The organism is Microbacterium forte (genome assembly GCF_031885415.1).
In the GTDB taxonomy this organism is placed as follows: domain Bacteria; phylum Actinomycetota; class Actinomycetes; order Actinomycetales; family Microbacteriaceae; genus Microbacterium; species Microbacterium forte.
This window is the reverse complement of sequence record NZ_CP116871.1, coordinates 1,859,160-1,876,173: the sequence shown is the minus strand read 5'-3', so window position 1 is coordinate 1,876,173 and position 17,014 is coordinate 1,859,160. Positions and strand designations below refer to the sequence as shown.

7 protein-coding genes are annotated in these 17,014 nt (G+C 67.9%); 6 read left to right on the top strand and 1 reads right to left on the bottom strand.

Annotated features, from left to right (window positions below):
* The first annotated feature begins 19 nt into the window (after positions 1-19).
* The 6 genes from OB895_RS09020 to OB895_RS08995 all read left to right on the top strand — a co-directional run bounded on the left by OB895_RS09020 (position 20) and on the right by OB895_RS08995 (position 12,164).
* Positions 20-1,351: a YveK family protein gene (locus OB895_RS09020; protein ID WP_311879886.1), complete on the top strand. Its 1,332-nt coding sequence runs from the start codon at positions 20-22 to the stop codon at positions 1,349-1,351.
* Complete coding sequence (locus OB895_RS09015) at positions 1,335-2,612, top strand: O-antigen ligase family protein (protein ID WP_311879884.1); 1,278 nt, start codon at positions 1,335-1,337, stop codon at positions 2,610-2,612. Before OB895_RS09020 ends, OB895_RS09015 begins: the two co-directional genes overlap by 17 nt.
* Before the next feature lie 57 nt (positions 2,613-2,669).
* Positions 2,670-3,320 (top strand): hypothetical protein, encoded by a 651-nt coding sequence (locus tag OB895_RS09010; protein ID WP_157550032.1) that lies wholly within the window; start codon positions 2,670-2,672, stop codon positions 3,318-3,320.
* Positions 3,321-3,415: 95 nt separating this feature from the next.
* Positions 3,416-8,764: a PKD domain-containing protein gene (locus OB895_RS09005; protein WP_311879879.1), complete on the top strand. Its 5,349-nt coding sequence runs from the start codon at positions 3,416-3,418 to the stop codon at positions 8,762-8,764.
* 131 nt (positions 8,765-8,895) lie between these two features.
* A complete protein-coding gene (locus OB895_RS09000) occupies positions 8,896-9,477 on the top strand; it encodes a CDP-alcohol phosphatidyltransferase family protein (protein WP_311879877.1) in 582 nt (193 codons plus the stop codon).
* A 236-nt stretch (positions 9,478-9,713) separates the two neighbouring features.
* Positions 9,714-12,164 carry a right-handed parallel beta-helix repeat-containing protein gene (locus tag OB895_RS08995; RefSeq protein WP_311879876.1) on the top strand — a complete coding sequence of 817 codons (2,451 nt, stop codon included), beginning with the start codon at positions 9,714-9,716 and terminating at the stop codon, positions 12,162-12,164.
* Between the two features lie 132 nt (positions 12,165-12,296).
* Here the strand turns inward: OB895_RS08995 and OB895_RS08990 are convergent, their stop codons facing one another.
* Positions 12,297-17,012, bottom strand: a complete 4,716-nt coding sequence (locus tag OB895_RS08990) for a PKD domain-containing protein (RefSeq protein WP_311879874.1) — start codon at positions 17,010-17,012, stop codon at positions 12,297-12,299.
* Positions 17,013-17,014: the final 2 nt, after the last annotated feature.

The window sequence follows — 17,014 nt, the reverse complement described above, 5'->3', positions numbered from 1 at the left end:
TCGACTGAGGGGGTTGGCGATGGAAGATGTTCCTTACGGACGTATTCTGCGCGAGGGATGGGTGGTCATCGTCGTGCTCGCGGTGTTCGGGGCCGGCATGGGGTGGCTCGTGACCAAGATGCTTCCAGAGACCTATGCGGCGACGTCGACTCTCCTGCTGCGCGTCGACTCGACCGAGGCATCGCTGTTCGAGCGCAACCAGTTCAGCCTGGCGCGCATCAAGTCGTATCCGCCGCTGGTCGACAGTCCGGAGGTCATCGACGCCGTACGCGACGACCTCGACCTCGACGACGACGAGTACCCCGACCGCGACATCCGGCGAATGGTCTCGGCCGAGAACACGGCTGACACCGTGCTGCTCGTGGTCCGCGCCGACGCGCCGACCGCCCAGCTCGCAACGGACATCGCCAATTCGGCCGCGACCCACCTGTCCGAGTTGATCGGTGAGACCGAGAACGACGAGGATGACGCGCGCTACACCGTGGCGCTCGATCAGGTGCTGCCGGCGGTCGCACCGCTTGCTCCGATCTCGCCGCAGGTGACGGCGATCACAGGGCTCGGCGGCATCGCGGGTCTCGCGCTCGGAGCGATCGTCGCCGTATACCGCACCACGACCAATCGGCGTCTGCGCACGATCTCGGATGTCCGACGCTCGTCCGGCCTTCCCGTCATCGGGCAGATACCGAGACGCAGCCGTCTGCGCCAGGACGCGAACTCCGGAGCGGCGGTCGCCTACGAGGAAGCGGCAGGAAACCTCGTCGCGCTCGCCGGAGGCGGCGTGCGCACACACGTGGTCGTCCCGGCCACAGACGACGCGATGGACGACGAGGCGGTCACGGGGATGCTCGAGGCCCAGCGGCTGATCGGCGCGACCGCGTGCGTCGTGGACACGAGAGAATCGCACGTGAAGGGCCACGGTCACACGCTCAACGAGGTGCTCGAGGGCGAGCCGATCTCGACGGGTGAGGAGACCGACGCGGTCTTCGTCGCCGACGATCCCATCCCGCTCGAGAAGCTGGTCTCGGCGCTTCCCGGCATCATCGCGGCCCTGCATGAGGCCTTCGACGTGGTGGTCGTCGTCTGCGATCCCGGGGCCTCGGCGCTCATCGAGAAGCTGGCGGGTCCGGGGGCGGGTGTCATCATCAACGTGAAGCACAACTCCACGTCCGCGACCGATCTGGTGGCCGTCACGACGCGCCTGCGGGTCATGGGCGTGCGCCCGGTGGGCGTGGTGATGCTGCACACGGGTTCGAGGTCCCTCGGCTCCATCGCCGAGTCATGGCGGATCTCCGACCGTGATCCGGCTCCGGTTCTCGCGGGCGCCGGAGGCTCGCATGCCCGCTCTGACTGACACCCGTCGCCAACCCCGGCAGCAGTCCGCTCACCACCCGAGCACCGCGCGGGTGACGGCGGTGGGCGCTCTCTACGTGCTGATCATCGTCAGCGTGATCCCGTGGCGAAGCGCGACGATCTACTCCGGCGGTGCCGATGGAGTGGTGGTCGCCAAGGCGTTCATCGCTGTGCTCGCGTTCGCCGCCACCCTCGCCCTGGCCGCGCGGACACGCGAGCGGGTCGCCGTAGGGATCGCCCCTGCATGCGTGATCGCCCTCGCCCTGCTGGTGAGTGTGCTGGGTTCGGTTCTCGCGGGCAACGACTCCGCGACGATCATCCTCGTCGGCAGGATGTTCCTGGTGATGGCCACGATCCTCTTCCTGCTCACCACCGTCCCCTGGGTGACGAGCATCGTGTGCCTCCTCGCAGCGATGGCCTCGGTGGCGGTCGTCGCCGCCGTCACGGGCCTGCCGAGCCTCGCGGCCAGTGGTCGCCTCGGCGGAGGCATCCCGGAGATCCATCCGAACGAGCTCGCGGGACTCGTGGCCGCGCCGATCATCGGACTGGTGATCCTGATGCTGCGCAACGGCGTGCGGGTGTGGCGCCTGCTCGCCGCGGTCGTCCTGGTGGGGATCGCCGTGGCCAGCGGATCGCGGACCGGGCTGCTCGCGATCGTCGTCGGAATCGGCGTCGCCGTTCTGGTCAACGGGATCCGCGACCGCAGCGTGCTCTATCTGCTTCTCGGAGCTCTCCCGCTCGGTTACGCCATCGGCTCGTTCACCGACGTGTTCGGCAGCCTGGCCACGAGAGCGGGTTCCAACGACACGTCCACCGCGCTCGACTCGCGCTTCGACGTGTGGAGGGTCGTGCTCGGCTGGGACTGGGGTGAATGGCAGAAGTGGATCGGCATCGGGCTCTCGGCCAAGAAGATCCCCGTCGACATCAAGTGGCGTGACGAGCAGGTGCTCGACAGCAGCTGGGCGTCGCTGCTCGCCCAGACCGGCCTCATCGGCACGGCGCTGATCGCGGCACTCATCGTGTGGTGCGTGGCGAGCGCGCTGATCTCGTCTCGGCGTCGGTGGCTCGTCACGCCGTTGCTGACGCTCGTCATCATCCGCTCCGTCACCGAGAGCGGGCTGATCGACAGCGCTACGGCCTTCATCCTGTTCTTCGTGGTGGCCTCGCTGCTCACACATCGGTCGCGACATGCGGACGACCCCGTGGGACCCGAATACGATCGGGTCGACGGGCGCAGGTCACACCACCTGAGTCTCACCTAGAATGTCGGTATATCCGTGTCATCGACGCGGAGAACCGGTGCGCGGAGGAGGGGACCAGTGTCTGAGTCGCTCAACGAGCCGCGTCGGCGGATGGGGTGGCGAGGATGGGCGATCGCCGGCGTGATCGCGGCGCTCCTCATCGGCGGAACGGTCTGGGGTGTGCTGGCGAACAGCGACTCCAGCGAGGGGAATCCCGGCGCTTCGGCATCCCCCGGCGCCACGGGCAGCCCGGGGCCGACACCGACGCCTCAGCCCACTGAGTTCGAGACGCCGTCGCCCGGCTCCACCGACGCGGTCGTCAAACCCGACGCGGGCGATGAGGTGCCGATCGACGAGCCGGCGCCGCCCGTGCAGGGCGTCGTCTCAGAGGTCACGGCGCTCGAGGCCATCACTGCCGGCAACGACATCCCGGGAGAGCCGAGCGGCCCGGCGATTCAGGTGACGGTGCGGCTGACGAACGAGTCGGACGAGGCTGTCGATACCGCAGGCGCGAACGTCACCCTCACGTACGGCGGTGACGACAGACTTCCCGCAGCCGGTCTCACGGGAGACGCCTCGTCGGTCTGGCCGGCATCGATCGCAGCGGGCGACAGCGCAGAAGCGATATTCCAGTTTGCAGTTCCCTCTTCTCCTGAGGGGGACCTGCGTGTTACCGTCGATATATTGGCCTCTGCGCCAAACGTCATCTTCGTAGGCCCACGACCCTAGGTCGTCAGCACCGAGCGACGTAATACTGGGGAATCATCGTTCGGTGCCGATGTAGGGGTCGCGCACGAACGGTCCATCATCTGGGGAGATGAACGATGGGCACTACAGCAATGTCTTGGGGACGCCGCGGACGCGGTGCATTGATCGCGATCGCGGTGACGCTCGCCGTCGCCTTCGGATCGCTGGTGACGATGTCGCCCGCGCAGGCGGACGTGAGTCCACCGGCCGGAGAGGCCTCGACGGTCACCGCTGATTCGCTGCCGACGGTGCAGATCAACGGCATCGTCTGGGATCAGGCCGTGGTCGGCAACGTCGTGTACGCCGCCGGCAAGTTCACCAGCGCACGCCCCGCAGGGGCGGCCGCCGGAACGAATGAGACGCCGCGATCGAACCTCCTGGCCTACGACATCCGCACCGGGGTGCTGATCGCGTCGTTCGCGCCGTCGATCAACGGCCAGGTGCGTCAGGTCGAAGCGTCGCCAGACGGCACTCGCCTCTACATCGTCGGTGACTTCACGACCGTGAACACCCAGACCCGCAACCGCGTGGCGGCGTTCGACCTGCCCAGCGGAAACCTCGCGGCGTTCAACCCGAACTCCAACGGCGTCACCTCGGGTGTCGCCGCGACCAACGACACCGTGTACATCACCGGGACGTTCGGTCGCGTCTCCGGCAACGACCGTTCCGGCGCCGCAGCGTTCACCCGCGCCGGCGCTCTGCTGCCCTGGGCCCCGGCGCTCGAAGGCCGGCAGGGTCGTGTCGTGACCGTCTCTCCCGCGGGCGACAAGGTGGTCCTCGGCGGTAACTTCCAGACTCTCAACGGCAGCTCGAACCCGGGCTACGGCCTGGCCATGGTCTCGGCATCCGACGCCTCCCTGCTGCCGTTCTCGGCGAACAACGTCATCCGCAACGCCGGACTCGACGCGGCGATCCTCTCGCTCAAGTCGTCCGGCGACGACATCTACGGCACCGGCTACGTGTTCGGCGCCGGTGGCAACCTCGAGGGCTCCTTCCGCGCATCGTGGTCGAGCGGCGACCTCGTCTGGGTCAACGACTGCCACGGCGACCAGTACGACGTGGAGCCGATGGGCGACACCGTGTACGCGGCCGGTCACTCGCACTACTGCGGCAGCCTCGAAGGCGGTTTCCCGCAGAGCGACCCCTGGTCCTTCTACCGCGGTCTCGCGGTCTCGAAAGACGTCGCGCGGACGACGCCCTACGGACTGAACCTCGGATACTACGACTTCGGCGGCAACCCGGCGCCCAAGCTGCTGCACTGGTTCCCCGCTTTCAACGCGGGCAACGTCAGCGGCGCATCGCAGGGCCCGTGGTCGGTCAGCTCGAACAGCGAGTACCTCGTCTACGGCGGTGAGTTCACCCGGGTGAACAACACCGGTCAGCAGGGTCTCGCCCGCTTCGCGGTGACGTCGAAGGCGCCCAACGCGCAGGGACCGATCCTCTGGAACACGGCCTGGCCCGCCTCGTCGATCGCCCTCACGGGCGGATCGGTCCGCGTCAGCTGGCCGCTCAACTACGACCGTGACAGCGAGTACCTGAAGTACGAGGTGCTGCGCGACAACGCGGTCGTCAAGACCTATGAGAACGTCCGGTCGAAGTCCGCCGACTGGGGGCTCCCTCCGATGGCGTTCGTCGACACCACCGTCACGAACGGAACCACGTACACGTACCGCGTGCGTGCCACCGACAACGAGGGACACTCGATCCTCGGTGGGACGACGACCGTGACGGCATCCGGATCCGCGGCCCCGAGCGCGTACCGCACCGCGGTGCTCGATGACGCACCGTTGAACTACTGGCCCCTCGACGACTCGTCGGCCACGCTCTCGTATGACTGGGCCGGCGCATCCGACCTCGCCGTGCGCAGCGGCGTGACCCGCGGAACCACCGGTGCCATGCTCTCGGACTCGCGCAGCGCGTCGAGCTTCGACGGGTCCGGCGAGGGCTTCGCGTCGACGACATCGGCGATCGCCGGTCCGAACACGTTCGGCATCGAGGCCTGGTTCAAGACGACCACCACCAACGGTGGAAAGATCGTCGGATTCGGCAACAGCTCCACCGGCACCTCCGGCAGCTACGACCGCCACGTCTACATGGAGCCGAGCGGACAGGTCACCTTCGGTGTCTACCCGGGGTCGTCGCAGACGATCAGCTCGGCCAGCGCGTTCAACGACGGGCAGTGGCACTACGTGTCGGCGGGTCTGAGCGACGGCGGCATGGTGCTCTACATCGACGGCGTCCGCGTCGCCCAGCGCACCGATGTCACGTCGGCGCAGGCGTACAACGGCTACTGGCGAGTCGGAGGCGACAGCCCGTGGTCGGGAGCAGCCTTCTTCCCCGGTCAGATCGACGACGTCGCCATCTACGGCGCCCCGCTGACCCGCGAGCAGGTCGCTTCGCACTACACGGCATCCGGTCGTGAGCTCGAGGGATCGACCGCTCCGGCTGACGCGTACGGCGCGGCCGTGTACGCCGCAGACCCGGCGCTGTACTGGCGACTCGGCGAGTCGACGGGCGACACCGCAGCGGATGCCTCGGGCTACAACCAGAAGGGCACCTACTTCGGCAGCGTCAGCAAGGGCGCCGACGGAGCCCTCGCCGGTGTGACCAACAAGGCGGCCTCGTTCGAGGGTGGCCAGGTCATCAGCCAGAACTCCTACACGAACCCCCGCTCGTACTCGCTCGAGGCATGGTTCAAGACGAGCACGACCACCGGTGGCAAGATCATCGGCTTCGGCAACAGCTCGAACGGCAACTCCTCGGGCTACGACCGTCACGTCTACATGACACCGGACGGCAAGCTCATCTACGGAGTGTGGGTCGGTTTCGCCGACACGCTGCAGACCTCCGCGTCGTACAACGACGGCCAGTGGCACCAGGTGGTCGCCACGCAGGGCGCCACCGGAATGCGCCTCTACGTCGACGGCGTGGAGCAGGGGTCCAACGGCCAGACGAACGCTCAGGACTACACCGGGTACTGGCACGTGGGCGGCGACGTCACGTGGGGTCCGGGCGACTGGGAGTTCGACGGATCGATCGACGAGGTCGCGGTCTACCTGTCGCCGCTGTCCGGAACGACCGTCTCGCAGCACTACGCGCTGGGAACCACGGGAGCGCCCGCGAACATCGCACCGACGGCGAGCTTCACGAACACCATGACCAAGCTCGGCCTCGCGGTCGACGCGAGCGCCTCCGCGGATGCCGACGGCACGATCGCGAGCTACAGCTGGAACTGGGGCGACGGAACGCCTGCGGGCACCGGAGCCACGGCGACGCACACCTACGCGGTCGCGGGCTCCTACACGGTGACCCTCACGGTGACGGACGACAAGGGCGCGACGGGCACGTCGACGTCCGTCGTCGAAGCCGTCGCGAACCAGGCGCCGGTCTCCTCGTTCACCTCCGCCGCCACCGACCTGAAGGCCGATGTCGACGCGAGCGCCTCGCAGGACACCGACGGCACGATCGCCGGTTACTCGTGGAACTGGGGTGACGGCTCGGCCGCAGGATCGGGCAAGACCGCGACCCACACGTACGCGGCAGCGGGAACGTACACCATCACGCTCACCGTGACCGATGACGAGGGAGCGACGTCGCAGACGACGGCGTCGATCACGGTCACGGCACCGGTGGGAGCGGTGACCTACGCCACCGACTCGTTCAACCGCACGGTCGCCAGCGGCCTCGGTACCGCGAACACCGGGGGAGCGTGGACCCTGTCGAACACGGCATCCAACTACCTCGTCAGCGGCGCCTACGCGGCGTTCCAGCAGCCGGCCGGAGGAGCGCAGCGGTACGCGTACCTCACGGGAGTCTCCTCGACCGACACCGCAGTCGACGTCGACGTGGTGCTGCCGCAGCTCCCGACCGGGGGCAGCGCGTACTACACGGTGGCCGCACGTCGTGTGGGCACGGAGGACTACCGGTCGCGGGTCATCGTCTCGCCGACCGGCGGGGTCCAGCTGCAGCTGCAGCAGACGGCTACCGTCCTGACGACCGCGTCGACCGGGCTGACCGTGAGCGCCGGTGACGCACTGCACGTGCGCACCGAGGCCACGGGCACCTCGCCGACGACGGTCAGGGCCAAGGTGTGGAAGGTCGGCACGGCTGAGCCCGCGAACTGGACCTCGTCGACGACGAGCTCCACCGCTGGTCTGCAGTCGGCCGGACACGTCGGTCTCGGTGTGTATCTCGGCGGCTCGGTCACCAACGTGCCGTTCCAGACCCGGTTCGACAACTTCTGGGCAGGATCCACGACGGGCGGCCCGACGCCTCCCGCCAACCAGGCGCCGGTCGCCGCATTCACCAGTTCGGTGAGCGGGCTCTCGGCCACGGTGAACGGATCGACCTCGACCGACGCCGACGGCACCATCGCCTCGTACGCCTGGGACTTCGGAGACGGAGCCACGGCCACGGGCGTCACGCCCGCTGCGCATGCATATGCTGCCGCAGGCACGTATCAGGTGAAGCTGACGGTCACGGACGACAAGGGCGCAACCGGAACGGTCACCAAGGCGGTCACGGTGACGGCGGGCCCGGCCAACCAGAACCCTGTCGCATCGTTCACGGCGACTCCGACCGATCTCACGGTCGCGGTCGACGGCACGGCATCGACGGATCCTGACGGCTCTGTCGCCTCGTATGCGTGGAACTTCGGTGACGGGGCGACCGCCACCGGGTCGACGGCTTCGCACCCGTATGCCGCAGCGGGCACATACACGGTGACGCTGACGGTGACCGACAACCTCGGCGCGGTGAACACCGTGACGAAGTCCGTGACGGTGGTCGCTCCGGCCGGTGCGGCCTTCGCCGCCGACGACTTCGGTCGGGCGAACGGCACGCTCGGGACGGCCCAGACCGGTGGTGTCTGGACGCAGACGAGCGGAGCGGCGAACGTCGCGATCGACAACGGGGCAGCGAAGTTCACGACGCAGGCGGCGGGGCAGACTCGCACGGCATCGTTGAACTCCGCCACCTCGACGAGCACGGATCTGACGTTCACCGTGACCGCGCCGGCGATGCCGGCCGGAGCGCGCGTCTACGTCGCGGCACTCGCTCGGGTCGTCGGGTCGGATGACTACCGGGCGCGGTGGCTGATCGGTGCCGACGGATCGGTGACGGCACAGCTCGCCCGCGGTGGCACGGCATTGGTCTCGCAGAACATGGCGGGCTTCACGTTCGCCGCCGGAACGGTATATAACGTGCGGGTGCAGGCATTCGGCACGGGTACGACGACGCTCCGGAGTAAGCTCTGGGCGGCGGGAACGACGGAGCCGGCTGCCTGGCAGCTGTCCACGACCGATTCCACCGCAGCACTGCAGACCGCCGGTTACGTCGGGATCTCGACCTACGCGGGATCCGGCTTCACCAGTGTTCCGTACACCCTGACATTCGACGACTTCCGAGCACGAGGAGTGACGCCCTGACTTTCGCAGATTCGTACCGGAGCCTCGCGGCCGCCCAGAAGGGGCGTGCACGCGGGGCTCCTGCGTACTCGGTCTTCATCAACCGTCCCGTCGGCCGGGTCATCGCAGCCGGCGCATTCACCGCAGGGCTCGTGCCGAATCAGGTCTCTCTGATCAGCGCGGCCTTCACCTTCACGGGGATCGTGCTCCTGGCGACGGTCCCGCCGTCGATCGTGCTCGGGATCATCGTCTGGCTGCTCCTCGCGGTCGGCTATGCCTGGGACAGCGCAGACGGTCAGGTCGCGAGGCTCCGTGGAGGAGGCTCGCTCGCGGGGGAGTGGCTCGACCACGTGCTGGACTCCACCAAGCTCGTCGCTCTTCCGCTCGCAGTCGCCATCGGCTGGTACCGGTTCTTCCCGCTGCCGTCGGACCTCTGGCTTCTGGTGCCGCTCGGCTTCGCAGTCATCTCGACGGTGACGTTCTTCGGGATGATCCTGAACGACCTGCTGCGCGGCAAGAAGGGCGTTGCGCAGGCGGCTCAGGCCGGTGGGTTCTCACTCGGGCGCTCTCTGCTCGGGCTTCCGACGGACTACGGCGTCCTCTGTTTCGCGTTCGTGCTGTGGGGCTGGCCGCAGGCTTTCATGCTGATATACAGCCTCCTCGCCCTCGCCGCGCTGCTGTACTTGGCCGCCGCTCTGGCCATATGGTTCCGGAAGATGTCAGCGCTCGGCTGAGCCCGCACGCGCTCCGAACGCTGACAGTCTGTAGACCAGTATCAGCGAATCCTCAGCCACTGCGCAGGGAATTCAGGCTATTGTCTACGACAATCCGCCACCGAAGTCGGATGTCGTAGCTGCCACACCCGACCCTGCAGTGACGAGAAGCACATCGGAGACCCTCCCCCATGCGTAAAAACTCCCTCCCCCTGATCGCAGCTTTATCCGCACTACTACTCCTTCCCTTCGCCTCCGTGGCCCCCGCCGCGGCCGCAGAGAGCTCAGGCGTGGTCCTCATCCAGGACTCGATGACGCGCACCGTCGCCAAGGGCCTGGGGACCGCGCCCGACGGCCGAACGTACGACGCCTCACCGCTGACCTCGATCTCGGTCGCGAACGGCAAGGCGAAGCTGTCCGCCGCCGCGCCGGGTGCCACCGTGACCGCGCGACCGGTCGGTCTCTCCGTCCGCGACTCCACTCAGTCGACGGTCTTCACGCTTCCGCAGCTGCCGAAGTCCGGTTCGGGTGTGTACGTGAGCCTGCAGTCGCGACTCACGGCCGACGGCTTCTATCAGACGCAGGTCCGCGTGGATCCGAAGGGAGTGGTGCTTCTCGAGACGCTCCGCGTGAACGCGGGGGTGCAGACGAGCCTCGGCCACGCGTGGGTTCCCGAGCTCCGTGTGAAGGCCGGCGTCCCGTTCGTCCTCGAGACCCGCCTCGCTGGGACGACCGCAGTCACGGTCGATGCACGGGTGACCGCGGCAGGAACGAAGCCGACCACGTGGAAGCTCTCTGTCACGGATCGCTCGGCGAAGCGCCTCGCGGCCCAGGGGCGCGTGGGGGTGCGGCTCTATGTCTCGCGGAGCACACCCGCGCTGGCAGCTCTCTTCGATGACCTCACCGTCACCGCGAAGGCGACGACGACGCCTGCTCCGCCGACGACTCCGACGACTCCGACGACTCCCACGACTCCCACGACTCCGACGACACCGACGGCTCCCGCCGGTGCGGCCGGAGCGGCCCCGGTCTGGAACGTCGCCGGCGCGAGGACGGGCGCGGGGTCGGCGCTCGTCGGAACCACGAAGTATCCGGTTCCCGCTGGAGCGCTCTTCGTCAGCCCGAACGGCACAGCGGCCGGCTCGGGCACCTCCGCGGCCCCCTTCGCCACGGTCCAGGCCGCGGTCGACCGGGCGCCTTCAGGTTCGACGCTTGTGCTTCGCGCGGGTTCGTATCACGAGACGGTCGTGATCCCCGCGGGCAAGAAGATCACGATCCAGTCCTATCCGGGTGAGGCGGTCTGGTTCGACGGCGCCTCGACCCTGAAGAACTGGCAGGCTTCCAGCGGTCGCTGGTTCAGCGCGGACTGGAAGTACGACTTCGATTCGACGCCGTCCTTCACCAAGGGCGAGGCCGACGGAACAGAACCCGGCTGGCGGTGGCTGAACGCGGCGTATCCCATGGCCGCGCACCCCGAGCAGGTCTGGATCGACGGCGCCGCTCAGGCCGAGGTCTCTTCGCTGGCGGCACTGAAGCCGGGCACCTTCTTCACCGACGTGGCGAACGACCGGCTCTATCTCGGGAGCGACCCTGCAGGCCGTACGGTGCGCGCGTCGACTCTTACCAAGGCGCTTTCGCTGCGCGGGGAAGGCGCGGTCGTCCGAGGCATCGGCGTCCGCAACTACGCGACGTCCGTCTGGATGATGGGCGCCGTCACCGTCGAAGCGCCGAAGGCGACGATCGAGAACGTCGTGATCTACGACACGGCGTCGACCGGACTCTTCGTCGGCGCCTCGAACACGACGGTGCGCGATGTGACGCTGGCTCGCAACGGCCTGATGGGGCTCGGCGCCAACTACGCTGACGCGCTGACGATCGATGACCTCCTCGCCGTCGAGAACAACGCCGAGCACTTCAACACATCGCCCGTGTCCGGCGGCGTGAAGATCGCGAAGTCGCGGGGAGTCACCGTGAGCGATTCCGCCCTGCTGCGCAACGACGGCCCAGGGGTGTGGCTCGATCAATCGGTCTACGACGTTCGCATCACAGGATCCGACCTCGTCGAGAACAGGGGTGCCGGCGCTTTCCTCGAGTTGTCCCAGAAGATCGATTTCGTCAACAACCTCGTCCTTCGGAACGCGGGCAACGGCGTCAAGATCAACAACACCGGCGGCGTGAACCTGTGGAACAACACGATCATCGGCGGTGACCGGGCTGTGAACATCGTGCAGGACAGCCGCAGCTCCACGGATTCGTCCGTCCCGGGACACAACGCTCGGCGCCCGTTCCCGGATTCGACGATGCCGTGGCTGATCCGCGACATCTCGATGGGGAACAACGTCATCGGTGAGAGCGCCGGAAACTGCACGGTGTGCGTCGAGGACTACACGCACCGGTACACCCCGGCCGACCTCAACATCCGCTCGGACGGAAATGTGGTGCAGCGGAACAGCGCTGCGGCGCCCACTTGGTTCGTCATCTGGTCGCGTGGCACGGCCAATGTGAACCCGTATGTGTTCACGACGTGGGCGGATTACCGGACGACGACAGGGCAGGACGCGAACTCCACCGCGGTCGAGGGCAGGAAGGCGACGGATGCCTCTGGAAGGCTGCTCGCGGGTGTGACGGCCCCCGCCAGAGGTCTTCCGGCGATCGTGGCGACGATCCTCGGATCGACGACACCCACGATCGGGGCCCGGTTCCCCTGATCGCGATCCGGTTCCCCTGATCGGGGCCCGGTGCCCCCTCATCGCGACTCCCGACCTTCGGTGAGGGCGTGTCATCAACCCAGAAGGGCCGAGGCGGTGATCGCCTCGGCCCTTCGTGTCACGGATGACTGACTACTGTGCGGGTCCTGCCCAGAAGTCGTCGTACGTGTAGACGACAGGCACGGCCGTCGCGCTGGACGACAGGTAGCTGTTCACGCCCACGTAGCCGGGGGCCTGCAGCGAGGCCGTGGCATCGGTCGTCGAAAGGGTCCACGCTGTCGGTTCTGTGGTGGCGGTGCGCCAGACCTTCGCCTTAAGGGTCGTCGGGTTGGTGCCCGTCACCTGGAACTTGACGCTCAGCTGGTCGGCGCTCGTGATCGTCAGACCGGGGACGGTCGTCGACGAGAGGACCGTCTCGACCCCGGCGATCGTCTTCGTCAGCCAGAGGGACACGACGCCGTTCGACGCCACGCGGAACTTCGCCCGGTAGTCGTTGGCAGTGTCGATCTGTCGTCCGAGAGCGGAGAAGTAGAACCCGCCACCAGTGGACGGCTGGTTGAAGGCCACCGTGAACCGTTCCTCGGTGTTCGTCGACGGCGTCGAGCCGGCGAGCGAGGCCGAGTAGTTGTTCCCCGCCGACAGGGTGACGGTTCCGCCGGTGCCGTTGACGGCGAACTTGCTCAGTGCCGTCGCGCTGGTCGGGAACATGGTCCACGCGCCGCCGGTGGTGGTCGCGGTGCCCCATCCGTTGGTGCCCGTCCGGGTGAAGGCATCCTGCGCCCACACCTGCGGTGCCGCGACGGTGACCGACTTCGTCGTGGTGGCTGTCGCCCCCCGATCGTCCGTCACCGTCAGGGTCACGGTGTAGGTGCCCCCGGCTGCGTAGGTGTGGGACGACGTCGCTCCCGAAGCGGTGCCGCCGTCGCCGAAGTCCCAGGCGTAGGACTCGACGGTTCCGTCCGCATCCGCTGAGCCCGAGCCGTCGACAGCCACAGCGAGGTTCGCCACCGAGGTGGTGAAGGCCGCAGAGGGTGCCTGGTTCGGCGCCACGGTGACGTCATGCGTCACGGTCGCCGTGCCACCTCGGTTGTCCGACACCGTGAGCTTCACGGTGTAGGTGCCGGCGCTCGCATAGGTGTGGGACGCCGTCGCTCCGGATCCGGTGCCGCCGTCACCGAAGTCCCAGGCGTAGACGTCGATGGTCCCGTCAGGGTCCGTCGATGTCGTGGCATCCACGGTCACTGCGAGCAGGTTCGCCGCGGTCGTGAACGCCGCCGTCGGATCCTGGTTCGGCGCCAGCGTCGTCGTGACGGCCCGCGTCTTGGTGGCAGTGGCGCCGTTGTCGTCCTTCACCGTGAGAGTCACGGTGAAGTCGCCCGCCGTCGCGTAGGTGTGGGTCGTGGTGGCGCCGGTGCCGGTCGTGCCGTCACCGAAGTCCCACTCGTACGACGCGATCGTGCCGTCGGGGTCGGACGATGCCGATCCGTCGAGCGCGACGTCGAGGTGATCCGTGGTGGCGCTGATCGCCGCGGTGGGAGCCTGGTTAGGGGCGACCGTGACCGACCGGGTGAGGGTGTTGACGAGCGAGGTGCTGTCCGTCACCTTCAGCGTGATCGTGTAGGTGCCCCCGGCGGTGTAGACGTGCGACGCCGTCGCCCCCGTCGCGACCGTGCCGTCACCGAAGTCCCACGCGTAGGCGAGCGGCCCTCCGTCGGCATCGGTCGACGTGCTCGCGTCGACGTCGATCTTCAGTTTGTCGGCCACCGAGGTGAATGCCGCCACCGGTGCACGCCCGGGAACGGTGCGGCCGCTCGCTGCGAAGTGATCGCGAACCCGCTGCTCCGAGAGCACCGAGGGGTACACGGCGACCTCGTCGAGTGTTCCGGCGATGTAGTTGCTGGACGTGCTGCCCCACGTCCTGTCCGCGCCGATGCGCCAGTATCCGCGGTAGTTCTCCGAACCCGCCATCGAGTTGCTGCCGACGAGCTGCGTATCGAGCCACAGCCTCATCCCGTCGGCGCCCTGAGTGGCGACCACGTGGTGCCATTGGCCGTCGTTGTAGGCGGTGGGGGTGACCAGGGTCGTCTGCGGCTGACCGCTTCCGAACTGCACCTTTCCGTCGCTCTGCATGATGACGTGTCTGTCGTACTGGGTGCTGAGCCCGCTGGTGGCGTTGCCGAATCCGATCAGCGTGCCGCCCTTGTTGCTCGTCGTCTTGAACCACAGCTCTGCGCTGTAGGTGGTCGGCGCCGTCCAGGGCTCCTGCGCGACCACGAGCGCGGTCGTGCCGTTGAAGGTGGTCGCGGTTCCGGTCCCGATCGCGGACGTCTGCCCGCGGGTCACGGTTCCGGCGAGGTTGCCCGTCGTCCCGCCGGAGGCGGAGTCGACGATGGTGCCTGCCGCCGTCTCGTTGAGACGCCAGTAGAGATCCGGCTTGTCCGTCGACACCGCGGCGCCGTAGACATCGGTCGGAGCTGCGGTCCACGCGGCCGAACGCCCGCTCGCGAGGTAGTGCGACTGGATGTCGGCCGGAGTCAGGGCGGACGGGTACACCGCCACATCGTCGATCGTGCCCGCGAGACCGGCGTTGGTCGGCTTGTTGGTGAAGCCGTTCGTCTGGTCTGCGCCGATGCGCCAGTAGCCGTCGTAGATCCTCGGCGAGGTGCGTGCCTGATCGCGATCCACGCGCTTGCCGTCGACGAAGAGCTGCATGCCCTCGGCGCCCACGGTGCCCACGATGTGGTGCCAGTTGCCGTCGTTCACCGCGGTGCGACTGAAGATCGTGCGGTAGGAGCCGTCGTTGATCGCGAAGTTCGCGCGTCCCGAGTTGTCGAGGTAGAGCACTCGGTCGGTGATCCCCGACGTCGACGTGCCCGTGGCGGAGTCGCCGAAGCCGACGATCCGCCCGCCCCTCGTGTTGGTGGTCTTCACCCACGCCTCGACCGTCGCGGCCGGCGTCGCGGTGCTGACATCCTGCGTCGTCATCTTGGGCGTGCTTCCCCCGGCAGAGGTGATCGCCGCGTTGGAATCGTTGAGCAGTGCGCCCGACGAGCCGAGCGTGAGGCTCGTGGCCGTACCGGGTGCGTTCCCCACGTCGTCGTACAGTCGCGTTCCGGTCGTCTCGTCGAGGCGCCAGAGGTGGCTGGCACCGCTTGCCCTCACCGCTGCGCGGTACGTGGCGGTCGGCGTGCTCGACACGGTCACATAGGGCGACCAGGCGCTCCACTGCACGTTGCCGTCGGCATCCTTGGCCCTGACCTGGTAGCGCACCTGCGCTCCCGGCGTCTGGCCGCTGTCGGTGATGCTCAGGCTCGGCAGGTTCCAGAACCGGCCGTCGGTGCGGGTGAAGGTCGCGATCTTGACGGAGGGACTGCGGAACACGTCGTACGTGATCGTGGCGTTGTCGCGATCCCAGACGCTGGTGAACGGGACCCTCACCACTCCGGACTCGTTCGAGTACGGCGCGGGGGTGAGGCCGGCGTTGTAGACCGGGGCGACGGCGTGCGGCGAGACGTTCGTCTTGCCGAATCGGACGAGGCCCTGCTGCGCCACGTTGTTCACCTTCGGGAACTCGCCGCCGAGAACGACGTAGTTCGCGTTTCCGGTGACCGACCATGCGGCTTGACGCGCGCTCGTGTAGGTGCCGAACTCGAGATCGGGGTACCAGTTGAGCTGCTCCGTGTAGGGAAGACCGGTGAAGTCCCACCCGTAGGCGTCCTTCTTGGTGATCACGCCACCCGTGGGCGTGGTGCTCTCGGCGATCGCCTTCACCCAGCGCGAGCGCGGGTTGGTGTCGCCGAAGGCGCCGACAACGCTGCAGTCGTGCTTGTGCGAGACGGAGTAGAGCACACCGCCCTGCGGGAAGCTCGCATACGTGTCACCGAGGCAGTCGTTGAGCCAGTTGATCTGGCCGGTGTAGGGGTCAGCCGCGAAGGTCCCCTCGAAAGATGCTCCTGCACCGAACGCGTACCCGGTGCCGTAGACCTGCGTGCCGTCGGTGCTGAGGCTCGAGATCGCACCGTTGAGCCCGGCGGTCTTGATCTTGTCGGTGGCGGCCCAGGGGAGTGCGGCCCCGGTCGCGGTGTCGACAGAGGCCATGCCGTATGCGGGTGCCCCGTTGAGAGTGGTGAACGAGCCGCCGATGATGACGCGGGAGGAGTCGGGCGACATCAGCATGTCCCACACGAATCCGTCGCCGGCCGCAGACGGAGCCCACGACGTGATCGTCTTGGAGGTGGTGTTCCAGGCCGCCAGCTCGCTGCGCGGCTGACCGCCGCTGGAGCGGAAGTTGCCGCCCACGTAGACGGTGTCGCCCGCGAAGGCGAAACCTCTCACCTGTCCGTCCGTGCGGGGCGCCCAGTCGAGCATCGCGCCGGTGGCGACGTCGAAGGCCGCGACGTGCGCGCGGGCCTGCCCGTCGACGGCCGTGAAGTCGCCGCCGAAGTAGACGGTCTTGCCGTCGGGGGTGACTCGTACGACGAGTCCCTGAGCGTCGAACGAGTGGCTGAAGTTCGGAACGGGGTTTCCCGTGGTGATGTCGAACGCGAACACGTTGTTCGCGTCGATCTCGCCTGGCCCGCCGACGGCGACCCCCGGCGGGCGTGCCTTCGTGAAGCTGCCCGTGACGTACACCGTGTTCCCGGCCACGACCTGACTCCACACGACACCGTTGATCTGCCAGGTGGGCAGGACGTCAGCGGTGACGGTGTTGGGCTGTCCTGGTGTGTCGGCGGACGCTGACTCGGTGGGCAGAGCGATGAATGCGATCGCGGCGAGGGCTGTCGCGGCGGTGGCGATCGTGGCGATCACGCGACGGAGACGGTCTGCTCCGCGAGCGGTGCGTGTCATGG